Origin of the sequence: Rhodococcus sp. NPDC058639 (assembly GCF_042717545.1) — a bacterium.
In the GTDB taxonomy this organism is placed as follows: Bacteria; Actinomycetota; Actinomycetes; order Mycobacteriales; family Mycobacteriaceae; genus Rhodococcus.
Window position 1 is genome coordinate 142326 of record NZ_JBHXRF010000004.1, and the last position, 22285, is coordinate 164610.

Annotated in this window: 19 protein-coding genes; 10 read left to right on the forward strand and 9 right to left on the reverse strand. The window is 67.9% G+C overall.

Features of this window, described 5'->3' with window-relative positions; all coding sequences use genetic code 11:
• Positions 1 to 23: 23 nt before the first annotated feature.
• Positions 24 to 875, reverse strand: coding sequence for a tRNA (adenine-N1)-methyltransferase (locus tag ACFWU2_RS08945; protein ID WP_378604137.1), 852 nt, complete (start codon positions 873 to 875; stop codon positions 24 to 26).
• 246 nt (positions 876 to 1121) lie between these two features.
• On the opposite strand from ACFWU2_RS08945, the gene ACFWU2_RS08950 reads away from it, so the two are divergent.
• Positions 1122 to 1946: a thioesterase family protein gene (locus ACFWU2_RS08950; protein WP_378604140.1), complete on the forward strand. Its 825-nt coding sequence runs from the start codon at positions 1122 to 1124 to the stop codon at positions 1944 to 1946.
• A gap of 62 nt (positions 1947 to 2008) precedes the next feature.
• On the opposite strand, the gene hisG is transcribed toward ACFWU2_RS08950, so the two are convergent.
• The 6 genes from hisG to metH all read right to left on the reverse strand — a co-directional run bounded on the left by hisG (position 2009) and on the right by metH (position 9321).
• Entirely contained in the window at positions 2009 to 2872 is an 864-nt protein-coding gene (hisG, locus tag ACFWU2_RS08955) for an ATP phosphoribosyltransferase (RefSeq protein ID WP_378604143.1), read from the reverse strand.
• A gap of 87 nt (positions 2873 to 2959) precedes the next feature.
• Positions 2960 to 3241, reverse strand: coding sequence for a phosphoribosyl-ATP diphosphatase (locus ACFWU2_RS08960; protein ID WP_206037218.1), 282 nt, complete (start codon positions 3239 to 3241; stop codon positions 2960 to 2962).
• A gap of 50 nt (positions 3242 to 3291) precedes the next feature.
• Positions 3292 to 4179 carry a pseudouridine synthase gene (locus ACFWU2_RS08965; protein ID WP_378604146.1) on the reverse strand — a complete coding sequence of 296 codons (888 nt, stop codon included), beginning with the start codon at positions 4177 to 4179 and terminating at the stop codon, positions 3292 to 3294.
• 1 nt (position 4180) lies between these two features.
• Positions 4181 to 5041 carry a rhodanese-related sulfurtransferase gene (locus ACFWU2_RS08970; protein ID WP_378604149.1) on the reverse strand — a complete coding sequence of 287 codons (861 nt, stop codon included), beginning with the start codon at positions 5039 to 5041 and terminating at the stop codon, positions 4181 to 4183.
• 1 nt (position 5042) lies between these two features.
• Positions 5043 to 5759: an HAD family hydrolase gene (locus ACFWU2_RS08975; RefSeq protein WP_378604152.1), complete on the reverse strand. Its 717-nt coding sequence runs from the start codon at positions 5757 to 5759 to the stop codon at positions 5043 to 5045.
• A complete protein-coding gene (gene metH / locus ACFWU2_RS08980) occupies positions 5752 to 9321 on the reverse strand; it encodes a methionine synthase (RefSeq protein ID WP_378604155.1) in 3570 nt (1189 codons plus the stop codon). The genes ACFWU2_RS08975 and metH overlap by 8 nt, the downstream gene beginning before the upstream one ends.
• A 51-nt stretch (positions 9322 to 9372) precedes the next feature.
• Here metH and ACFWU2_RS08985 point away from each other — a divergent pair, with 51 nt between their 5' ends.
• From ACFWU2_RS08985 to ACFWU2_RS09005, 5 genes are read left to right on the forward strand one after another with little or no spacing between them, the layout of a single operon-like run.
• Positions 9373 to 10272 (forward strand): PAC2 family protein, encoded by a 900-nt coding sequence (locus ACFWU2_RS08985; RefSeq protein WP_378604158.1) that lies wholly within the window; start codon positions 9373 to 9375, stop codon positions 10270 to 10272.
• On the forward strand, positions 10269 to 11435 hold the full coding sequence (locus tag ACFWU2_RS08990; RefSeq protein WP_378604161.1) for an MFS transporter: 1167 nt from the start codon (positions 10269 to 10271) through the stop codon (positions 11433 to 11435). Before ACFWU2_RS08985 ends, ACFWU2_RS08990 begins: the two co-directional genes overlap by 4 nt.
• 56 nt (positions 11436 to 11491) lie before the next feature.
• On the forward strand, positions 11492 to 14002 hold the full coding sequence (gene nirB, locus ACFWU2_RS08995; RefSeq protein WP_378604164.1) for a nitrite reductase large subunit NirB: 2511 nt from the start codon (positions 11492 to 11494) through the stop codon (positions 14000 to 14002).
• Positions 13999 to 14340: a Rieske (2Fe-2S) protein gene (locus ACFWU2_RS09000; RefSeq protein WP_378604167.1), complete on the forward strand. Its 342-nt coding sequence runs from the start codon at positions 13999 to 14001 to the stop codon at positions 14338 to 14340. Before nirB ends, ACFWU2_RS09000 begins: the two co-directional genes overlap by 4 nt.
• Before the next feature lie 42 nt (positions 14341 to 14382).
• A complete protein-coding gene (locus ACFWU2_RS09005) occupies positions 14383 to 14871 on the forward strand; it encodes a hypothetical protein (RefSeq protein ID WP_378604170.1) in 489 nt (162 codons plus the stop codon).
• 229 nt (positions 14872 to 15100) lie between these two features.
• On the opposite strand, the gene ACFWU2_RS09010 is transcribed toward ACFWU2_RS09005, so the two are convergent.
• The gene (locus ACFWU2_RS09010; RefSeq protein ID WP_378604172.1) at positions 15101 to 16114 is read right to left on the reverse strand and encodes an AraC family transcriptional regulator ligand-binding domain-containing protein; all 1014 of its coding nucleotides are present in this window, start codon (positions 16112 to 16114) and stop codon (positions 15101 to 15103) included.
• Between the two features lie 128 nt (positions 16115 to 16242).
• Between ACFWU2_RS09010 and ACFWU2_RS09015 the strand changes: the two genes are divergently transcribed.
• Positions 16243 to 17142 carry an SDR family oxidoreductase gene (locus ACFWU2_RS09015; RefSeq protein WP_378604175.1) on the forward strand — a complete coding sequence of 300 codons (900 nt, stop codon included), beginning with the start codon at positions 16243 to 16245 and terminating at the stop codon, positions 17140 to 17142.
• A 24-nt stretch (positions 17143 to 17166) separates the two neighbouring features.
• On the opposite strand, the gene ACFWU2_RS09020 is transcribed toward ACFWU2_RS09015, so the two are convergent.
• Entirely contained in the window at positions 17167 to 17628 is a 462-nt protein-coding gene (locus ACFWU2_RS09020) for a 6,7-dimethyl-8-ribityllumazine synthase (RefSeq protein WP_378604178.1), read from the reverse strand.
• Positions 17629 to 17740: 112 nt separating this feature from the next.
• Between ACFWU2_RS09020 and ACFWU2_RS09025 the strand changes: the two genes are divergently transcribed.
• The 3 genes from ACFWU2_RS09025 to ACFWU2_RS09035 all read left to right on the forward strand — a co-directional run bounded on the left by ACFWU2_RS09025 (position 17741) and on the right by ACFWU2_RS09035 (position 22268).
• Positions 17741 to 18823: a helix-turn-helix domain-containing protein gene (locus ACFWU2_RS09025; RefSeq protein ID WP_378605161.1), complete on the forward strand. Its 1083-nt coding sequence runs from the start codon at positions 17741 to 17743 to the stop codon at positions 18821 to 18823.
• 141 nt (positions 18824 to 18964) lie between these two features.
• Positions 18965 to 19780: a trehalose-phosphatase gene (gene otsB, locus ACFWU2_RS09030; RefSeq protein ID WP_378604181.1), complete on the forward strand. Its 816-nt coding sequence runs from the start codon at positions 18965 to 18967 to the stop codon at positions 19778 to 19780.
• Positions 19781 to 19814: 34 nt separating this feature from the next.
• Positions 19815 to 22268, forward strand: coding sequence for a glycoside hydrolase family 65 protein (locus ACFWU2_RS09035; RefSeq protein ID WP_378604185.1), 2454 nt, complete (start codon positions 19815 to 19817; stop codon positions 22266 to 22268).
• The last annotated feature ends 17 nt before the right edge of the window (positions 22269 to 22285 follow it).

Genomic DNA, 22285 nt, shown 5'->3' on the forward strand with positions numbered 1-22285 from the left:
GGCCGCGCCCGGACGCCGCAGGGTCAGCCCTTGCCGGCCCGGCGCTGCGGCTTCGGGGTGACGGTGCCCGCGGCGAGCTTGCGTGCCGACACCAGGAACGCGGTGTGTCCCTGCATCCGGTGCTCCGGCCGCACCGCCAGCCCCACCACGTGCCAGCCACGCACGATCGACTCCCACGACCGGGGTTCGGTCCAGCACGTCTGCTCCCGCATCGCCTCGACCACCTTCGACAACTGCGTCACCGTCGCCACGTACACGATCAACACCCCGCCGGGCACCAGTGCATTCGCCACCGCCGGCAGCGCATCCCACGGCGCGAGCATGTCCAGCACCACCCGGTCCACCGGACCGTGTGCCTCGAGGTCGTAGTCGGCGACATCCCCGATCGTCAGATCCCAGTTTGCGGGCCGCTCACCGAAGAAGGTCTCCACGTTGCGCACCGCGTGTACCGCATGGTCCTCGCGCACCTCGTACGAGATCACCTTGCCCTCCGGGCCGACTGCTCGCAGCAGCGAACACGTCAGGGCCCCGGACCCGGCGCCCGCCTCGAGCACCCGCGCACCGGGGAACACGTCGCCTTCGTGCACGATTTGCGCCGCGTCCTTCGGGTAGATGACCTGCGCGCCGCGCGGCATCGACAGCACATAGTCGACCAGTAGCGGCCGCAACGCCAGGTACGGGGTGCCGTTGGTCGAGGTCACCACCGAACCCTCGTCCGCGCCGATCAGGGCGTCGTGCACGATCCCGCCGCGATGGGTGTGAAACTCCTTGCCTTCTTCGAGCACCACGGTGTATTTGCGGCCCTTGGCGTCGGTCAACTGCACCCGGTCCCCCACCTGGAAGGGTCCGCTGCGCCCGAGTCCGCCTTCTGCCATCACCGTGTCCACCTTCGTCCGATCACCGCGCCGACCTCGGCGCGCGGGACCCCGCATGGTGCCGGTCCCGGCTCTCTAGCGTGCCAGGTCGCGCCCGGCGGCCGACCACGCCCCCCACCGATCACGCCCTCACCGGCGGCGGCGCACCCGGTGTGTGCCGCGCGGCGCCGCGGCTGCCATCATCGGATCCGGCGCCCGGTTCCCACCGGGCGCCGTGCCGTCCCATCCCCACAAGGAGTTCCTGCAGTGAGCGCCGCCGCGTACTACGTCCCCGTCCCCGCCGATCCCGGGGCCGATCCCGACGTGAGCATCGAACGTTTCCGGCCCACCGAGCACACCGTCAGCACCTGGGGACCCGATCTGCAGCACGGCGCGCCGCCCTCCGCGTTGCTCGCCCGCGCGCTCGAACGGCACCGGCCGCGTCCCGGCACCCGATTGACGCGCATCACCGTCGACCTGCTCGGTCCGGTTCCGCTCACCGACCTCGAGGTGCGTACCCGGATCGACCGGCCGGGCCGCAAGATCGAACTGGTCGTCGCCGAGCTGTGGGCCACCGCCCCCGACGGCACCGCCCGGGCCGTCGCGCGGGGCACGGGCTGGCGGCTCGAGACCGTCGACCTGCCCGACGTGGCACGCACCTCGGAGCCGCCGCTGCCGCCGGTCGACACCGTCCCCGCGGGCTCGGTCGGTCACCCGGCGTGGTCAGGCGGGTACATCTCCACCCTCGAGTGGCGGGTCGTCACCGAATTCGGGGTGCCGGGTCCCTCCGCGGCGTGGGTCTGTGCCGCGCTGCCGCTGGTGGAGGGCGAAACCCCCACCGGGCTGGACCGGCTGATGACCGTCGCCGACGTCGCCAACGGTGTCGGCTCCAAGCTCGACCCCACCCGCTGGCTGTTCCTCAACACCGAACTGACCGTGCACCTGTTCCGCGCTCCCGACCCCACGTGGGTCGGGATCTCCGCCGAGACGTCCGTGGGTCCCGACGGCGTCGGTATGACCGCCGGGGTGCTCTACGACGAGGCCGGTGCACTGGGCCGCATCGCCCAGAACGTGCAGGTGCGGCCCCGCTGACGCGGGACCGCACCTGAGGCCAGAAAACGGGATGTGCCCGCCGGTAGTTTTCTTCCGGAGAGCTATTCGGCGGCGCGCATCGCGCGGCACGACCGGATGTTCGACGCCAGGATCGCGCGCGCCCCGATCTCGGCGAGACGATCCATCACCGCGTTGTGGTCCTTGCGGGGCACCATGGCCCGCACCGCGACCGACGAGTCGTTCGCCAGCGGGGAGATCGTCGGGGACTCGAGTCCCGGCGTGACCTGCACCGCCTGCTCGAGCAGGTGCTTCGGGCAGTCGTAGTCGAGCATCACATACTGCTGCGCGAAGACCACGCCTTCGAGCCGGGCGATGAGCTGATTGCGGGCCCGGTCGCCGCGATCGGAACCTTCCCGCTCGATGAGCACACCCTCCGAATCGCACAGCGACTCACCGAACGCCACCAGATCGTGCTGCCGCAGCGTGCGACCCGACCCGACCACGTCGGCGATCGCGTCGGCCACCCCGAGCTGGATGGAGATCTCCACCGCCCCATCGAGCCGGATCACGGTCGCGTCGAGACCGCGGGACTCGAGGTCACGGCGCACCAGATTCGGGTACGACGTGGCGATCCGCAGCCCGTGCAGGTCCTCTACCGTCCAGTCGCGGCCCTTGGGGCCGGCGTACCGGAACGAGGACCGCCCGAACCCGAGCGAGAGCCGCTCCGCGACGGGCGCACCCGAATCGAGGGCCAGGTCACGGCCGGTGATCCCCAGATCCAGCTCACCGGACCCGACATAGATTGCGATGTCCTTCGGGCGCAGGAAAAAGAACTCGACGTCGTTGACGGGATCGATGACCGTCAGATCCCGCGAATCGGTGCGGCGCCGGTACCCGGCCTCCTGCAGAATCTCGGCGGCAGACTCGGACAACGAGCCCTTGTTGGGAACTGCGACGCGCAGCATGACGAACGTCCTTTCGGAAAGGGAGGGAAGAATCGACGAGGTCCACGGGCACGGACGGCAGCCACCCCGAAGCGGCGGCGCCGGCCGTCACAGATGCTTGTAGACGTCCTCGAGCTTCAGACCGCGCCCCACCATCAGAACCTGCACCCAGTACAGCAACTGCGAGATCTCCTCGGAGAGCTCCTCATCGGACTGGTACTCGGCGGCGATCCATACCTCGCCGGCCTCCTCGATCACCTTCTTGCCCTGCGCGTGGACACCGGCGTCCAACGCGGCGACGGTGCCGGACCCCTCAGGACGGGTCACAGCACGTTCGGACAGCTCGGCGAACAGGGAATCGAAGGTCTTCACAGGGGTTGATTGTTTCATGCCGCGCCGCTCCCCCCGAATTCAGGACACCACCGCGCCCGACGCGCGGCTCACCACCCGAGGTTCCGGGCGCTGACGAACCGCCGCGTCGCCCCGCTGATCGGATCGGGGAACTCGAGCGCGCGCGCCAGCAGCCGCAGCGGATCGGTGAAGTCGTCCGGGTCGCGGCGCCGGAACACCGGATAGAAGTTGTCCCCCACGATCGGGATCCCCAGCGCCGTCAGGTGCATACGCAACTGGTGCGTGCGCCCGGTGCGGGGGTGCAGCCGGTACCGGGCCCGATCTCCGCGTTGCTCGAGCAGTTCGACGCGGGTCTCGGAGTTCGGTGCGGTGAAGCTCTGCACGGCGGTCAGCTCACCGTGCTGCTTGTCGATGCGGGTGCGCACCACCTGCGGGAACGCGAGGTCCGGCCGGAATCCAGCGACCGCCTCGTACTCCTTGGCGACCAGGTGCCGCTCGAACAGTTCCTGGTAGGGCCGCCGCCAGCGCGGGTCGGTGGTGCACAACAGCACACCGGCGGTCATCCGGTCGAGCCGGTGCACCGGCACCAGATGCGGCAGGTCCAACTCCCGGCGCAGCCGCACGACCACCGTTTCCCGGATGTGGGTGCCCCGCGGGATCGTCGCCAGGAAGTGCGGTTTGTCCACGACCACCAGTCGCTCGTCGCGGTGCAGCACCTCCACCGGAAACGGCACCGGCACCTCCGGCGGCGGGTCGCGGTAGAAGTACACGAACCGGGTCGGCTGATAGCGGGTGCCGGCGTCCACCGGTCGGCCGTGCTCGTCGACGAGTTCACCGGCGCTCATGCGGGCCTGCCAGTCCTCCCCCGGATGTCGGGACTGCAAGAACTCGACGATGGTCGCCGCGTCCGTCTCGGCGGGCATACGCAGCCGGTCCGGGCCGAGGCCGTCCCGCACCGGCAGCGGGGCTCCGCGCACGTCAGGACCCGACAGGATCCGGGACGCACCCCGCGCACACCAGCGTCAGGTCGCGGCCGTCGCGATCGGGATGATTGCGGTACCGCGACGTCGGCGTTCCGCACTCGGTGCACCGGCCCAATACCGTTGCCGCCGGGCTGAATTCGACGTTCATGCGGCCGTCGAACACGTACAGCGAGCCTTCCCACAGCCCGTCGTCGCCGAATGTCTCGCCGTAGCGCACGATTCCGCCGTCGAGCTGATAGACCTCTTCGAAACCGCGGTTGCGCATCAACGCCGACAACACCTCGCACCGCACCCCGCCGGTGCAATAGGTCACCACCGGACGGGACTTGAGATGGTCGTAACGGCCGCTGTCGAGTTCGGCGACGAAATCGCGGGTGGTCTCCACCTCGGGCACCACCGCATTCCGGAACCGTCCGATCTCCGCCTCGAACCGGTTGCGTCCGTCGAAGAACACCACCTCGTCGCCGCGCTCGGAGACCAACTCGTGCACGGCGCGTGGCGACAACGGGGTGCCGCCGTCCACCACACCGTGTTCGTCGACCTTCACCTCGTCGGGCACCCCGAACGTCACGATCTCCGGGCGCACCTTGACCGACAGGCGCGGGAAGTCGTGGCCGGTGCCGTCGGACCACTTGACGTCGGTGTCCTTGAACGCCCGATAGCCGCGCAGTCCGCGCACGTAGCGCTTCACCGCGGCAATGTCCCCACCGACGGTGCCGTTGATGCCGTGTTCGGAGATCAGGATCCGGCCCGTCAGCCCCAGCGACGACGCGAGGCTGTGCTGCCACAACCGGATCGCCTCCGGGTCGGGCAGCGGCGTGAACGCGTAGAACAACACGATCTTGGGAATCGCCATGTCAGCGCGATCCCGATCCGTGCAACTCACGCAGGTCCGCCACCGTCAGACCCTCGAGTGTGGACCGGAACACCCGGCGCGGCGACCCGGGCACCTCCACCAGCGACGGCACGACCAGCACCGCGCAGCCCGCGGCCTCGGCGGACGTCGCGCCGGTCGGGGAATCCTCGATTGCCAGGCACTGCGCCGGATCGACGCCGAGCAGTTCCGCGGCCCGCTGGTACGGCGCCGGGTCGGGTTTGCCCGCCGGCACCTCGTCACCGCACACCGTGTGGTCGAAGCGGTCCCGGCCGAGCGTCTCGAGCGCGACGTCGCACAACCGACGGCCGGTGTTGGTCACCAGCACCTGCCCCAGCCCCGCCTCGCGTACCGCATCGAGTGCCGCCTGCGCGCCGGGTCGCCACCGCAGACCCTGGGCGAACAACCCGGCCATGTACGCGTTGAGCCAGTCCTCGGCGGCGGTCTGCTCGTCGGGGGTCGGCTCGAGACCGAGACCGGCGAACGCCCGCCACACCGACAGGTCGAGCGGTCCGCCGATCGTCGCGCGCCGGGTCTCCTCACTCATCGGGCCACCGAGATGCAACGACAACTCGCGCATCCCGATGTCCCACAACTGCTCGGACTCGAGCAACGTGCCGTCCATGTCCCACAGCACCGCCTGCAGCCGGGCAGTCCCGACCAACGGTGCAGCGCAACCGGATTCGAGCTGATCAGACATTGAAATACTTGGCCTCCGGGTGGTGCAGCACGAACGCGTCGGTGGACTGCTCGGGATGCAACTGCAATTCCTCCGACAGTTCCACGCCGATACGTTCGGGCTCGAGCAATTCGACGAGCTTGATGCGATCCTCGAGATTCGGGCACGCGCCGTACCCGAACGCGAACCGGGCCCCGCGATAGGCGAGCTTGAAGTACTCGGCGATCTCGTCGGGATCCTCGTCGGCGGCGGTCCCGCCCCCGGCGAACGCCAGTTCCTGCCGGATCCGGCGATGCCAATACTCCGCCAGTGCCTCGGTGAGCTGCACGCCGATACCGTGCACCTCCAGGTAGTCGCGGTACGCGTCCGCCGCGAACAACTCGTTCGCGAAGTCGGCGATCGGCTGCCCCATCGTCACCAGCTGGAACGGCCACACATCGACCTGCCCCGACGCGAGCGCATCTTCCCGGGACCGCACGAAGTCGGCGATGCACAGGAACCGGGACCGCTGCTGCCGCGGGAACGTGAACCGGAACCGCTCCGGCGCGTCCGGGCGAGGCTCGGTGAGTACCACCACGTCGTCACCCTCGGACACCGCCGGGAAGTAGCCGTACACCACGGCGGCGTGCTGCAAGATCCCCTCGGTTGCCAACCGGTCCAGCCAGTACCGCAACCGCGGCCGGCCCTCGGTCTCCACCAACTCCTCGTAGGTCGGGCCGTCGCCGCCCCGCTGCCCACGCAGACCCCACTGTCCGAGGAACAGCGCGCGCTCGTCGATCAGCGACGCATAGTCGGCCAACGGGATGCCCTTGACCACGCGGGTACCCCAGAACGGCGGGGTCGGCACCGGAAGATCCGCCGCGACATCGCTCCGCGCGGGCACCACTACCGGTGCCTCCTCCGCCTTGCGCTTCTCCGCGATCCGCTTGCTGCGATCGTGCCGCTCCTTGCGCTCGGCGGCCTTCCGGGCCTCTTCCAGCGCCTCCGGGCTGTCGGGTGCCGGGGCCTCGCCCCGCTTGACGGCCATCACCTTGTCCATCAACGACAAGCCCTCGAACGCATCGCGCGCGTACGACACCTGGCCCTCGTAGACCTCCGCGAGATCGTTCTCCACATAGCTGCGGGTCAGTGCCGCGCCGCCGAGCATCACCGGGAACTGCTCCGCCACCCCGCGGGCATTGAGTTCCTGGAGGTTCTCCTTCATCACCACGGTCGACTTCACCAGCAGACCGGACATCCCGATCACGTCGGCTCTCTTGTCGACGGCTGCATCGAGAATCGTGGCGATGGGCTGCTTGATCCCGAGGTTGACCACCTCGTACCCGTTGTTCGACAAGATGATGTCGACCAGGTTCTTGCCGATGTCGTGCACATCGCCCTTGACGGTCGCCAGCACGATGCGGCCCTTACCGTCGGCGCCGGTGGACTCCATGTGGGGTTCGAGGAACGCCACCGCCGTCTTCATCACCTCGGCGGACTGCAACACGAACGGCAACTGCATCTGCCCCGACCCGAACAGTTCACCGACCGTCTTCATCCCCGACAGCAACGTGTCGTTGATGATCGTCAGCGGCGGTGTCGTGGTCATCGCCTCCGTCAGATCGTCCTCGAGGCCGTTGCGCTCACCGTCGACGATGCGCCGCTCGAGCCGCTCGAACAACGGCAGCGCTGCCAGTTCCTGCGCACGCGACTCCCGAGCCGACGCCGCCGACACACCCTCGAACAGTTCCATCAGCTTCTGCAGGGGGTCGTATCCCTCGCGGCGACGGTCGTAGACCAGGTCCAGCGCGACCTGCCGCTGCTCCTCCGGGATGCGTGCCATCGGCAGGATCTTCGACGCATGCACGATCGCCGTATCCAGCCCCGCTTCGGTGCACTCGTTCAGGAACACCGAGTTGAGCACCTGCCGGGCCGCCGGATTCAAACCGAACGACACATTCGAGATACCGAGCGTGAAGTGGATTTCGGGGTGTCGCCGGTGCAGCTCGCGGATCGCGCCGATCGTCTCGATCGCGTCGCGGCGTACTTCCTCCTGCCCCGTCGAGATCGGGAACGTCAACGCGTCGACGATGATGTCTTCCGGCGCGAGCCCCCAGTTCTCTGTCAGATCGGTGATCAGGCGCTCGGCGATCCGCACCTTGTGCTCTGCGGTACGGGCCTGACCCTCTTCGTCGATCGTCAGCGCGACCACCGCCGCGCCGTGCGTGACGACGAGCTGCATGATCCGCTGGAACCGCGAGCCGGGACCGTCGCCGTCCTCGTAGTTCACCGAGTTCACCGCGCACCGGCCACCGAGATGCTCGAGACCGGCCTGGATCACGTCCGGCTCCGTCGAGTCGATCATGATCGGCAACGTCGAGGCCGTCGCGAACCGAGACGCCAGTTCCGCCATGTCGGCGGCACCGTCACGTCCCACATAGTCGACGTTCAGGTCCAGCATGTGCGCGCCGTCGCGAATCTGGTCCTTCGCGATGTCGAGGCACTTCTGCCAGTCCGCGGCGAGCATCGCCTCCCGGAACGCCTTCGAGCCGTTCGTGTTCGTGCGCTCGCCGACCATCAGGATCGAGGCGTCCTGCTCGAACGGCACCGCCGTGTAGAGCGACGACACACCCGGCTCCGGCACCGGCGTCCGCGGGGCGGGCGTCACCTCACGCACCGCCGCGGCCACCTGCCGGACATGCTCGGGAGTCGTGCCACAGCATCCGCCCACGAACGCGAGCCCGTAGTCGGCGACGAACCCGGCCAACGCCGACGCCAGTTCCTCCGGCCCCAGCGGGTACTCCGCGCCGTTCGGCCCCAGCACCGGCAGCCCCGCGTTCGGCATCACCGACACCGGGATCCGCGCGTGCTGCGACAGGTACCGCAGGTGCTCGCTCATCTCCGCCGGGCCGGTCGCGCAGTTCAGCCCGATCAGGTCGATGCCCAACGGCTCGAGCGCTGTCAGCGCCGCACCGATCTCCGAACCGAGCAGCATCGTGCCCGTGGTCTCGACCGTGACATGGGTGACGATCGGCAGTCGCCGGCCCGCCTGCTCCATCGCCAGGCGGCTACCCACGATCGCGGCCTTCGCCTGCAACAGGTCCTGGCAGGTTTCCACCAGGATCGCATCGGCGCCGCCGTCGATCATGCCCAGAGCCGCCTCCGCGTAGGCATCCCGCAACACCGCGTAGGGCGCATGCCCCAAACTCGGCAGCTTGGTACCCGGCCCCATCGAGCCGATCACCATCCGGGGCATCCCGTCGTCGCTCGGGCCCATCTCGTCGGCCACCTCACGGGCCAGACGGGCGCCACGTTCGGACAGGTCACGGATGCGGTCGGCGATGTCGTAGTCGGCGAGATTGGGCAGGTTGCAGCCGAAGGTGTTCGTCGAGACCACATCTGCGCCGGCCTCGAAATACGCCCGATGGATCCCCCGGATCACATCGGGCCGAGAGTCGTTGAGAATCTCGTTGCACCCCTCCAAACCGCGGAAATCGTCGAGCGAAAGGTCCGCGGCCTGCAACATCGTGCCCATCGCCCCGTCTCCGATGACAACGCGCCGCTTCAACGCATCGAGCAAGACAGAGTGCAATGGGGTGGACATGCCCACCAGACTAGTGGGCGGACGAACCGGCCCGGGTCGTAGGCTGGACGAGTGAATGCACGCGAGAATTCCGACACCCCGGACCAGGACGTACCTGTCCTCCGTGATCCGGTGCTCGTTGCCGCGTTCGAAGGATGGAACGACGCAGGCGACGCCGCCAGCGGAGCCGTCGAACACCTCGAACTGATCTGGGACGCCGAACCCTTCGCCGAACTGGACTCCGAGGACTACTACGACTACCAGGTCAACCGCCCCCAGGTCCGGCTCGTCGACGGCGTCAGCCGCGAACTCGACTGGCCCGCCACCCGCCTGTCCGTGTGCGCACTCCCCGGCAGCGACCGCGACATCGTGCTGCTCCGCGGCATCGAACCCAACATGCGCTGGCGCAGCTTCTGCGACGCCATCATCGAACTCATCGACGACATCGGCGTCCACACCGTCATCCTCCTCGGCGCACTGCTCGCCGACACCCCCCACACCCGGCCGGTCCCGGTGACCGGCACCGCGTACAGCGCCGAAGCCGCCAAACGCTTCAACCTCGAAAAATCACGCTACGAAGGACCCACCGGGATCACCGGCGTCCTCCAGGACGCCTGCGTCCGTGCCGGCATCCCCGCCGTGTCCTTCTGGGCAGCGGTGCCCCACTACGTCTCGCACCCGCCCAACCCCAAAGCCACCGTCGAACTCCTCCGCCGCCTCGAAGACATCCTCGACGTCGAAGTTCCCCTCGGCGAACTGCCCGTCCTCGCCGAAGAATGGGAACAGGCCGTCACCGAGATGACCGACGACGACGAAGACGTCGCCGACTACGTCCGCGGCCTCGAAGAACGCGGCGACGCCGAAGCCGAATCCGACATCACCGACGACATCTCCAACATCGACGGCGACGCCATCGCCGCCGAATTCGAGCGCTACCTGCGTCGACGCGGTCCCGGCGGACTCGCCCAGTGAGCGCCCTGCGCGCGGCACTCCCGCGCGCGGCGCTCTACACAGGCGGCTTCCTCGGCCCGTTCGGCGGCAGCGTCGTCGTCTCGATGCTCCCCGAGATGGGCGCCGACCTCGGTGTCACGGCCGCCACCGCGGCCACCTCCGTGACCGCCTACCTCGGCGTCTTCGCCGCCGCCATGTTGTTCTCCGGCACCCTGGGTGCCCGCTGGGGCCGGGCCCGCACGGTCCGCCTCGCCTACCTCGCCTACGCGGTGGTGTCCGTCGCCGCCGCGCTCGCCCCCACCCTGACCGTGCTGCTCGGTGCCCGCATGCTCCAGGGCGCGGCCAACGCCTTCACCACACCGCTGCTGCTCGCGGCCCTCGCCTCCCTGACACCGCAGAATCGGCTCGGGCGCGCATTGGGTCTCTTCGGTGCCCTGCAGGCCGCCGGGCTGACCTTCGCGCCGCTCGTCGGCGGGCTCGCCGCCGAGATCGACTGGCGATGGGCCTTCGTGGTGCTCGCCGCGGCCGCACTGGCACTCGCGTGCATCGGCCTACCGGGCACCGTCGACGACGACACCACCAGCGAACCCGCCCGTCTCCGCGACGCGCTGCGTCCCCGCATCGTCCGCATCGGCATCGTGGCGCTGCTCGGCTGGGGTGCGATCGGCGGCCTCAACTTCCTCCTCGCCTTCCGTGCCGAGGACGTGTTCGCCCTCACCCCGTCGGAGCGCGGCGCCCTGCTCACCGTGCTCGGGTTCGCCGGCATCCTCACCGCCCGTCGCGTCGGGATCCTCGTCGACCGAATCGGCGCGCGGCGCACCGTCCTGATCGGCTCCTTCGCCGGCGCAGTGCTGGTGGTCACCGTCGGCACCGTGACGAACCTCACGATCGTCGCCGTCGCATGGTTCCTCGCGGGCGTCGCCTCGCAATGCGTGCTTGTCGGTGTCAATGCCGCCGTCCTGGGCGATCCCGGGGCCAACCGCGGCGGCGCGGTGTCGGTGGTGCAGGCCTTCCGGTTCGGCGGTGGTGCCTTCGCTCCCCTGGCACTCACGCCCGTGTACTCGGCGGATCCGACTGCTGCTTTCCTCGTTCCCGCGGTGCTGCTCGCCGTCGTCACCCCGCTCGCGATCCCTGCGTCGCCCCGATCTGACAGTTCCGACAAGGACGGGGTGAGGTCTTCCTGATCGGCATGTAACGCCCCGGCAGCCGATCCGTCACCGACGCGGCCGACCCTCGAACCATGACATCGACCCAGCCCCAACCGGAGACACCGCGTCGGCGGCTCCTCGTCGTGGGCAACGGCATGGCAGGTGCACGCACCGTCGAAGAGGTCCTTGCGCGAGGTGGACGAGACCTCTTCGACATCACCATGATCGGCGACGAGCCGTACGGCAACTACAACCGGATCATGCTCTCCCACGTCCTGTCCGGCGAAGCAACCGCCGACGACGACGATCTCGTGCTCAACCCCATGAGCTGGTACCGGGAGCACGGCATCACCCTCTTCGCGGGTGACCGCGCCGTCCGCCTCGACCGGTTCGCCAAGACGGTCACCTGTGAATCCGGCCGGGTGGTGGGCTACGACGTGCTCGTCGTCGCCACCGGATCGTCGACCTTCTTTCCCAACATGGACGGCCTGCGCGAAGCGGACGGCCGCCTCGGGCGCGGCGTGTTCGGTTTCCGCACCCTCGCCGACACCAACGGCATGCTTCAGATGGCGGAGTCCCGCGACGACGTGTCGGCGGTGGTCGTCGGCGGCGGACTGCTCGGGCTCGAGGCCGCGTACGGGTTGCGCATCCAGGGACTCGAGGTGACGGTCGTGCATTCGCCCGGGCACCTGATGAACCAGCAACTCGACGAGCGCGGCGGCCGCGTCCTGCGCACCGAAATCGAGAAACTCGGGATCACCGTGCACACGGGTACACGCACGATCGGAATCGAGCGCGACGGCCACGGCGACGTGGTCGGGGTCCGATTCGCCGACGACACCGTCGTCCCCACCGACATGGTGGTCGTCGCGGCGGGTATCCGCCCCAACACCGAATTCGCGCGTACCGGTGGTCTTCTCGTCGAGCGCGGCCTGGTCGTCGACGACCAGCTGCGCTGCGAAGACGAATCCAGCGTGTACGCCGTCGGGGAATGCGTGCAGCACCGCGGAGAGGTGTACGGCCTCGTCGCGCCGGTGTGGGAGCAGGCCGTCGTACTCGCCCAGCATCTCACCGGCACCGATCCGAACGCCGCGTACGAGGGCTCGCGCACCACCACGAAACTCAAGGTCGCCGGTATCGACGTCGCCGCGATGGGCGTGAAGGGACCCGAACGCGAAGACGACGAGTTCGTGCAGTTCTACGATCCGCGCAGCGGTGTGTACAAGGCCGTCGTCGTGCGTGACGACAAACTGATCGGCGCGATGCTGCTCGGCGACATCGGCCGGGCGTCGATGCTCGGACAGGCCTTCGACGGAATGATCGAGGTCCCCCAGGATCGCGCGGCACTGCTGTTCGACATCGGGGAGCCTCAGGGCGCCGACGTGGCGGCAGATCTGCCCGACAGCACCCAGGTGTGCAACTGCAACGGCGTCACCAAAGGTGACATCGTCGCCTGTGTCCACGGCGGAGCGGCCAGCCTCGCGGATGTCTGCGCCACCACCCGGGCGGGCAAGGGCTGCGGATCCTGCAAGGCGCTCGTGGGTGACATCGTCGCGTGCGCGGCCGGCGGCGCGCTCGCCGAGGACCCCGCCGCGAACTGGTATGTGCCGTGCATTCCGCTGACCAAACCCGACCTGATCGCCGCGATCCGCGAGCACGACCTGCGCGCGGTGTCACAAGTGTTCGCGGAACTCGCGACCGGAGGCCGGGAGGATGCCTCCGCGAAGATGCCACTGGCGTCGCTGCTGCGCACGCTGTGGGGCCCCGACTGGGTCGACGAGCGCGGCGCGCTCTACATCAACGACCGTGTGCACGCCAATATCCAGCGGGACGGCACGTTTTCGGTGGTGCCTCAGATGAAGGGCGGGGTGACCACGCCGGATCAGTTGCGCCGGATCGCCGATGTCGCCGACAAGTACCGGGTGCCCATGGTGAAGCTCACCGGCGGTCAGCGGATCGATCTCCTCGGCATCAAGAAGGAAGATCTGCCGAAGGTCTGGGCCGATCTCGACATGCCGTCGGGCTTCGCCTACGGCAAGAGCTTTCGCACCGTGAAAACCTGCGTGGGCAGCGACTTCTGCAGGTTCGGTCTGGGCGACTCGACGAGCCTGGGTATCGCACTCGAGGAACGCTTCCAGGGGCTCGAGACACCGGCAAAGCTCAAACTGGCCGTGGCGGGGTGTCCCCGCAACTGTTCCGAGGCGTTGTGCAAGGACCTCGGGGTGGTCGCCGTCGGCGACGGGCGGTGGGACATCTACGTCGGCGGCGCCGCCGGTGCACATGTCCGCAAAGGTGACCTCCTCGCGACAGTGGACTCCGCCGACGAGGTGCTCTCCGTGGCGGGACGGTTCATCCAGTACTACCGCGAACACGCCCACTGGCTCGAGCGGACCTACGCCTTCGTGCCGCGCATCGGCCTGGGCCGACTACAGGACCTGCTGATTCGAGACGAGGAGAACATCGTGGCCCTACTCGACGAACGCGTCGAGGTCGCCGTCGCCGGCTACCGTGATCCCTGGCTCGACCGTTCGGACCCCAAGTCTCCCGCGCAGTTTGCGCCGTCGCTGCCGTTGCTGCCCCTCCCCCAGGTCCCCGTTCGATGACCGCCGTGGACGACAGCGCCGTCGTAGACCTCGGACCGGTCTCGGATCTCACCCGCGGCGAAGGGCGCACGTACACGGTCGACGGCCGGCAGATCGCCGTGTTCCTGCTGTCCGACGGTTCGGTCCGCGGGACCGATGCCGTGTGCCCGCACAAGGGCGGGCCGTTGGCCGACGGGCAGATCGACCACACCGGCGTGGTGTGCCCGCTGCATCAGTACGCGTTCTCGTTCGAGACGGGTGCGTGCGCCGCACCCGGGATCGGATCGGTACGCACCTACGCGGTACAGGTGAACGACGGCCGAATCCTGCTGTCACCGTCCTTCTCGGGATCGCGGTAACACTCCTGCTATCGTCCGTTCCCTTCGAGGGAAGGGGCCACAGTGGGGTGCGTCGTCGTCGAACACGAGTCGGTCCTTCCCGCCGCGATCACCGCAGTCTGGGCCCGCATCACAGATCCCGGCGGTATCAACGACGAACTCGCCCCCGTGCTGGCGATGCGCATGCCGCGTGCGGTCCGGGGCCTTTCCATCGACGAGGTGCCGGTCGGTGTGCGCCTCGGCCGTGCACCGCTCCTGCTCTTCGGGGTACTGCCGGTCGAATTCGACGACCTCACCGTCGCTGCCGTCGAACCCGGTCGCCGTTTCCACGAGAAATCCAGCATGGTGCTCCTGCGCCGCTGGGAGCACGAACGCGAGCTACAGCCGCTGCCGTCCGGCGGAACCCGCGTCCACGATCGCCTCACGTTCGAGCTGCGCGCGCCCCTGTCGCATGTACCGATCGCCGCCGCCATGGCGCACCGCGTGGTCGCGGGACTGTTCGCCCACCGCCATCGCAGGCTCGCTCGCTACTTCCACCAGCCCTCGATGTAAGTGCGGGTGATGGGGGCGTTGGTGAATGGCGGGATCGAGACGAGTTGTGGTGGAGATGGCGGATTTTCCTTTTATTACCTTATTCCGTCCGTTCCAGAATATCTTTCAGTGCTGCGCCGATCGGTCCCTCCGGTCCGACCGAACGTCGGGTGTGCCCTACTCCCACCTCGTCTTCCTTTCCTGCGTCGGATCCCACTCCCCCGGAACGGCATCGGATCTCGCCTGTCCTTCACCCACGCGCTCCCCTGGCCCGCCGGCCCGGAGTCGTTCCCGTCCACCTCGTGAAAGCTACCGTGAAGCTCGACGCGTCGGAATACCCCAGGCGGTGCGCCACCCGCTCGACCGAGAGCCCCGCAGCGAGAAGTTCTTCGGCCACTGCGCTGTACGTCTCCGCCACGACCTCTCGGTACGACGTTCCTTCCTCGTCGAGCCTCCTCCGCAGCGTTCGCACGCTGAGCCCCAACTCCCCCGCCACACGCTGTTGCGTCGCACCCGACGACGCGGCACGAAGCAGGATCTCGCGGACCCGGAATGCGGTTCCACTGCGGAATCGTCGCCGCTGAAGGAGTTCTGCGCACTCTTCGAGCAGTAACGCCGACGCAGCCGCGCTGGCGGTGGGCATCGGACGTTCCACAGCCGCCGCGTCCACCACGACCGTGTGCGGCCCGGACACAGGCACCACCTCGTAGCCGTGTTCGCGCACCATCGGTGCGATGCGACCGAACAGCGACTCGTCGACTTCGATCCGCCGCACCTCGACCGGGCTGCCCCACAAGGCCGTCCAGTGCGCCAGGATTCCGGACAGGTCGCGTTCGAGAAGGAATCCCCGTACATCGCGCGGAACCTCACGGTCGTCGAGCGAGAAGCGCACCTCGCCGTCGGTGTACGCCAACGTCGCCCGCGAGAATGCGTACGACAGGTCGAAGTAGCGCGTCCCCACCTCGATTCCCTCCCGGACGGTCGCACAACTCATCAACGCGTATCCGTAGATGCCGTGCACGGCTGCCTGATACGACGCACCGAGCGTGAACCCGCACCCGGGTGCATCGTCCAGCGCCGCCACCAGATTCCGGATCAGCGCAAGTTCCTGTTCGTCCGTGATCTCGCTCGTGGGATCCGCCAGTCCCTCGGCCGGTAAACCGGTGCCGCGGAGAACCAGATGCGTGTCGATACCGCGCTCCCGGGCGAAGTCCACGAGAAGCCGTGCGCTGGTCGCGGCACGGCGAGGGACCACGGTTGTCACGACGTGCCATCATCGGCCACGTGGCCGAAATTCACAAGAAACAGCCGCTTTCGGCATGGATCTCCGGCGCTCCGCTTTCTAGCGTGAGCACACGGCAATACCCGCTCGAGAGTTAAGGACGGCAACACATGACCCGAGGTGCACAGGGCAAGCGCGTCGCGATCACCGGTGGCGCACGCGGTATCGGACGATCGACCGCGGAGGCTCTTCTCCGTGCCGGCGCACAGGTCGTCATCGGGGACATCGACACGGCCCTGGTGGAGGAAACAGCTGCCGCGCTGACCGCACGATTCGGTTCGACCGTCCTCGGGTTGCCACTCGACGTCACGGACCGCGGCTCGTTCGAGCAGTTTCTCGATCTCGCCGCAATCGAACTCGGCGGACTCGACGTCGTGGTCAACAACGCCGGCATCATGCCGACGGGACGGTTCCTCGACGAGTCCGACGCAGTGTCCGACCGCCAGATCGACATCAACGTGCGGGGCGTGATCATCGGGTCGAAACTCGCGGCCGCGCGCTTCACCGAGCAAGGGCACGGGCACATCGTCAATCTCGGGTCCATCGTCGGCATCGAGGGCGCACCGGGGATCGCCGTGTACTCGGCAACCAAGCATGCGGTGATCGGTCTGGGCTCCGTGCTGCGGCAGGAACTCGCCGGCTCCGGCGTCACGGTCTCGACAATCGCGCCGGGATTCGTACGCACCGAACTGATTGCGGGCATCAAGCCCAACGCGCTGATCCAGCGCGTCGCGATGGTGGGTCCCGAGGACGTCGCACAGGCGATCACCGGGGTGATCGGCTCGGGCCGTTCGGGTCTGCGCTACGTGCCCCGGACCGCAGGAGGCATTCTCGCCGTCCTGCGCCTGATGCCGGAGGCGGCCCGGCACCGGATCTCCGGTGCGTTCGGACTGCAGTCCGTCGTTCTCGAATCGGACGAGAACGCCCGTGCCGCCTACCGGAATCGCACCGAATCCACCCCCGCTCCCACTCCCGTCACCGACAGCGAGACGCAGCGACAGGTGCGGTGATGCCGGTGCGTTGCCGGCCGCGGATCAGTCCGCGGTCGGCAACGCGCGCAGCGACGTGACGGTGGCATCGAGTGCGCGAGCCGCTTCGGCGCCCTTCGTCACGAAGTGCCGGGTGTAGTACGAGACGTGCTCGTCGTGCTCGTGGAAGTGGTGTGGGGTGAGCACCACGGAGAACACCGGGACATCGGTGTCGAGCTGGACGCGCATCAATCCGTCGATGACGGCGGTGGCGACGAAGTCGTGACGGTAGATCCCGCCGTCGACCACCAGTCCTGCCGCGACGATGCCGGCGTACCGCCCGGTGCGCGCCAGACGTGCGGCGTGCAGGGGGATCTCGAATGCTCCGGGGACCTCGAAGTAATCGAGGTTCTCGGCAGACCATCCGAGCGAGACGATCTCGTCGGTGAACCCGGCCTTGGCCTGGTCGACGATGTTGCGATGCCATGTGGCCTGGATGAATGCGATCCGGCCGGCGCTGTCAGTCATGCGAACGACGCTAGCGCATCGATTCTTCGTGTTCCTCGAGGGCACCGGGTAATCCATCACATCGGAAATTCGATTAAAGGCCTTTTCCGTCGTGCACAGAGTGACTACTGTGGTGGATGTGACACAACAGGACTCCGTGGCCACCATCGAGAATCCGGCCGGACCGCGACCCGAACGCCACATCGACATCTACCGGCGAGCCGCCGCGGGCCTCGAGGCGTGCCTGCCGCTCGGATGGAGTCTGAGCGCCGACCGGTCCCGCTCCCCCGAAGCACCCAGGAGGCTCCTCGTCACCGCACCCGACGGTGAATCGGTGTCCTTCGCCGTCATACCGTCACGCGGAGTACTCAGCGGCGACGTCGCGCGCATCACGGCCGAATTGACCGAATCCGACCGGGGATTCGTCTGCGCCCACTATCTGTCCGATCCGGTCCGCCGCCAGCTCGACCAGCACGGCATCTCGTATGCCGACGCCACCGGCAACCTCGCTCTCATGGCGGCGCGCCCCGCTATCTGGGTGCGTAACCGCGGCGCCGACGCCGATCCATGGCGCGGTCCGGGCAGACCCTCCGGAGTGCTCACCGGTGAACCGTCCGATCGGGTGGTCCGCGCACTGGCGGACCACGAGGGCGAGATCACCGTTCCCGAGCTGATCAAGCTGTCGGGAGCGTCGACCGGCGCCACCTACCGCGTCGTCGAGGTTCTGGTCGAACGCGAACTCATCCGCAGGATCCCCCGCGGTGCGATCACCGAAGTGCGATGGGAACCGATGCTGCGTGCGTGGGCCGACGACCGGAAGGTCTGCCCGACCCGCCGTTTCGCGGCCCCGGACGGCGTGGCAGCGATCCGAAACCGGCTTGCCGAGCACCTCGACATCCCCTACGCGCTCACCGGAGTGGGAGCGACCGATTACGCCGAACCGGCCCTCGTCGAGGTCTACGCCGACGATCCCGACGAGTTCGCGGCCGTCCTCGGTCTGCGCCCGGTGGATCGGGGAGGCGATGTCGTCGTCGCGATCCCCTGGTCGCCCGTCGTGTTCGATCGCATGGACCGTCGTGGAGGATTGCGGCACGTCGCACCGTCACACGTCTACGCCGATCTGCTGACCGGCCCGTTCCGGAATACCGATGCGGCGGAGCACCTGATCACACAGCTGACCGCAGACGACGCCCGGTGGCGGCGCCCGATCCGCTGACGGCGGCGCGCCCCTTCCATTGCCTCCGGGAGGCAGTCCGTGAGGTGTACGGTTCGGTGAGGGCGGCTCCCTGGCGGACAGGTACCGCCCGGAGCCGTGAACCCGTTGACGACGACCCCGACTGCAGGAGGTACGGACGACATGGAAACGGTGTCGACCGTGGGAGATCTGCCCCCGGCCCTCGGCTCGGAGGCATTGCGGCAGCGTTTGGAGGGCCGCCGGCCGGCGGTATTCCTGGATTACGACGGCGTGCTCACACCCATCGTTCCCCGCCCCGAGGACGCGGTGTGGTCCGACAGCATGCGCCGGACCGTGCTCGCTCTGGCGGACCGATGCTCCGTCTGCATCGTCACCGGGCGCGACCGCCAGGTCGTGCAGCAGCTGATGGGTGTGGACGACCTGATCGTCGCCGGAAGCCACGGATTCGACATCTGGAGTCCCGAGCAGGGACCGGTCGTACACGAGGCACTCACCGACTTCACGGACCTGATCACGGAAACGACCGCCACCCTGCGTGAGAGGCTCCACGGTCTCGACGGTGTGTCCCTCGAAGCCAAACACGCGTCGGTCGCCGTGCACTACCGGCAGGCCGCACCGGATACCCGCGCCCGCGTCGACGAGATCATCCACGAACTGCGCGACCGGAACAGCGATCGACTCACTTTGGTCCCGGGGAAGATGGTGTACGAGTTCACCCCGGCGATCGACTGGAACAAGGGCAAGGCCGTTCTGCACCTCATCGACGTCCTCGGGCTCGACTCCGACGACATCGTTCCGCTCTATCTCGGCGACGACATCACCGACGAAAGCGCGTTCCGGGCCCTGCGCGGCCGGGGTATCGGCATCCTCGTGGGCCGCCCCGACGACCCGGAGATGGCAGGCCGCACCACGGCCGCCGACTTCGTGCTCGACTCGGTGCAGGACGTCGAAAAGTTCCTGTCCGGCCTGGCCCGCTGATCCGTCGCCCACCGCAACTCGCCTGGAGGTAAGCGTGTCCGACCCGGAGTTCACCCTCGAATACACCAACTTCGACGCGGACGAGGAAGGACTCCGCGAGGCGATGACATCCACCGGCAACGGATACTTCTGCACCCGGGGCACCGCTGAGTGGGAGGACATGGGCGAAGTCCACTATCCCGGCACGTACTCCCACGGCTGCTACAACCGTGAGACCACCATCATGGGTGGTCGCCCCGTCCTCAACGAGGATCTCGTCAACCTCCCCAACTGGCTCGTGCTCAAACTGCGCATCGAGGGTGAGGACGCGATCCGGCTGTCGAACGTCGAAATCCTGTCGTACCGGCACATCTACGACATCCGCACCGCCACGGTGATTCGGAAGTTGCGGTTCCGGGACCGGAAGGGCCGTGAAACCACCCTGCACAGCCGGCGGTTCGTCAGTATGGCGCACCGGCACCAGAGCGGCCTGTCCTGGACCATCACCGCCGAGAACTGGTCCGGACGCATCGAATTGGTCTCGGCGCTCGACGGGCGCATGACCAACCGCGCGGTGGCGCGTTACCGCGAACTCGAGGGTCGCCACCTCGATCCCGTCTCGCCCCGAACCTTCAGCGCCGACACGATCGCCCTGAAGGTGCAGACCCGGCAGTCCGACATCTACATCGCGCAGGCTGCCCGCACGCAGGTCTTCTACGAAGGCGAGCAGGACTGTCTCGACGTCGAACGCGACCTGTACCAGATGGAGGACTACATCCAGCAGGTACTCACCTTCGACGTCACCCAGGGCACGCCCATGCGGGTCGAAAAACTCGTGGCGATGTTCACCGCCCGCGACGATGCGATCACCGAGCCCCTCGCCGCGGCGGGTCGCCATGTGGTGCGCTATCCGGGCTTCGACGAGGCCTACGTCGAACACGAGGCCGCGTGGGACGAGTTGTGGGACATCTGCGACATCCGGGTGCCCCGCGAACCCCGCGTCCAGATGCTGTTGCGGTTGCACGTGGCGCACGTGCTGCAGGTGTGTTCGCGGCACACCGCACGTCACGATGCAGGCGTGCCGGCGCGGGGACTGAACGGCGAGGCGTATCGCGGGCACGTGTTCTGGGACGAGTTGTACGTCTATCCGTTCCTCGACCTGCGCATGCCCGACGTGACGCGAGGGTTGATCGGCTACCGGTACCGCCGGTTGGGCGAGGCACAGGCCGCGGCGCGGGAAGCCGGTTACGACGGTGCGATGTTCCCGTGGCAGAGCGGTAGTGACGGCACGGAGGAAACCCAAACCGTTCACCTCAATCCCCTGTCGGGACAGTGGGACCCGGATCTGAGCCGCAATCAGCGCCATGTGAGCGCCGCCATTTTCTACAACGTGTGGCGGTACTACCAGGCGACCGACGACTTCGATTTCCTGGCCGATTTCGGCGCCGAGTTGATGCTCGAGATCGCGCGGTTCTGGTCGTCCATCGCCCAGTACAACCCCGAACGGGACCGCTACGAGATCCACGGTGTGATGGGCCCCGACGAATTCCACGAGCGCTACCCGGATGTCGAGGCAGCGGGACTGAACAACAACGCGTACACCAACGTCATGGTCGCGTGGATTGCGGGCAAGGCACTCGACGTGCTCGAGCGCCTGTCCGCGAGTCGCCAGACGGCGCTGCGCGCCCGCCTGCGCGTGACCGACGACGAGTTGGAGACGTGGTCGCAGATGACCACCAAGATGTACGTGCCGTTCCACGACGGGGTGATCAGCCAGTTCGAAGGATACGAAGATCTCGAGGAACTCGACTGGGACCACTACCGGCGGAAGTACGGCAACATCCAGCGGATGGACCGCATCCTGCGGGCGGAAGGCAGGGACCCGAACCGGTACAAGGTCTCCAAGCAAGCCGACACGGTGATGTTGTTCTTCCTGTTCGACTTCAACGAGTTGCAACCGTTGTTCGCGCGACTCGGCTACGACGTCGACCGCGCACTCGCCGTGCGGACGGTCGAGTACTACGACCAGCGGACCTCACACGGGTCGACGCTGAGTTTCCTCACCTACGCAGGCGTGCTGGCGGCGTTCGATCCGGAGTCGTCGTGGGAGCGGTTCATGGTGGCGCTCGAGAGCGATGTGAGTGACCTGCAGGGCGGCACCACCAAGGAAGGCATCCATATGGGGGTGATGGCCGGAACGCTGGACCTCGTGCAGCGCTACTACGTCGGCGCCCGTATCTACGGTGGCGCGTTGATGTTCCGCCCTCGCCTGATGGACCGGCTCGACGGGGTGTCGTTCTCGATGCGGTATCGCGGCACTCCCCTGCGCGTGCGCATCGTGGGCGACAAGTTGACCGTCCTCGCCGAGGTCGAAGGTTTCCGGGTGCCCGTGCGGGTGGGTGTCGGCGACAACATCGTCGAACTCGGGGCGGGCGCGTCGCACGTGTTCCATATTCCGCCGGTGCCGGCGGTGCCGGCGGCACCGGATCACCACGAGTTGCCGGCCTGACCGGACCACGGGAGCGA

What these genes read in the sequence shown, in the direction of transcription:
- otsB (WP_378604181.1), top strand. Translation starts at nt 18,965, where the DNA reads ATGGAAACGGTGTCGACCGTGGGAGATCTGCCCCCGGCCCTCGGCTCG.
- ACFWU2_RS09020 (WP_378604178.1), bottom strand. Translation starts at nt 17,628, where the DNA reads ATGACTGACAGCGCCGGCCGGATCGCATTCATCCAGGCCACATGGCAT.
- ACFWU2_RS09000 (WP_378604167.1), top strand. Translation starts at nt 13,999, where the DNA reads ATGACCGCCGTGGACGACAGCGCCGTCGTAGACCTCGGACCGGTCTCG.
- metH (WP_378604155.1), bottom strand. Translation starts at nt 9,321, where the DNA reads ATGTCCACCCCATTGCACTCTGTCTTGCTCGATGCGTTGAAGCGGCGC.
- hisG (WP_378604143.1), bottom strand. Translation starts at nt 2,872, where the DNA reads ATGCTGCGCGTCGCAGTTCCCAACAAGGGCTCGTTGTCCGAGTCTGCC.
- ACFWU2_RS09015 (WP_378604175.1), top strand. Translation starts at nt 16,243, where the DNA reads ATGACCCGAGGTGCACAGGGCAAGCGCGTCGCGATCACCGGTGGCGCA.
- ACFWU2_RS08960 (WP_206037218.1), bottom strand. Translation starts at nt 3,241, where the DNA reads ATGAAACAATCAACCCCTGTGAAGACCTTCGATTCCCTGTTCGCCGAG.
- ACFWU2_RS08975 (WP_378604152.1), bottom strand. Translation starts at nt 5,759, where the DNA reads ATGTCTGATCAGCTCGAATCCGGTTGCGCTGCACCGTTGGTCGGGACT.
- ACFWU2_RS08970 (WP_378604149.1), bottom strand. Translation starts at nt 5,041, where the DNA reads ATGGCGATTCCCAAGATCGTGTTGTTCTACGCGTTCACGCCGCTGCCC.
- nirB (WP_378604164.1), top strand. Translation starts at nt 11,492, where the DNA reads ATGACATCGACCCAGCCCCAACCGGAGACACCGCGTCGGCGGCTCCTC.
- ACFWU2_RS08945 (WP_378604137.1), bottom strand. Translation starts at nt 875, where the DNA reads ATGGCAGAAGGCGGACTCGGGCGCAGCGGACCCTTCCAGGTGGGGGAC.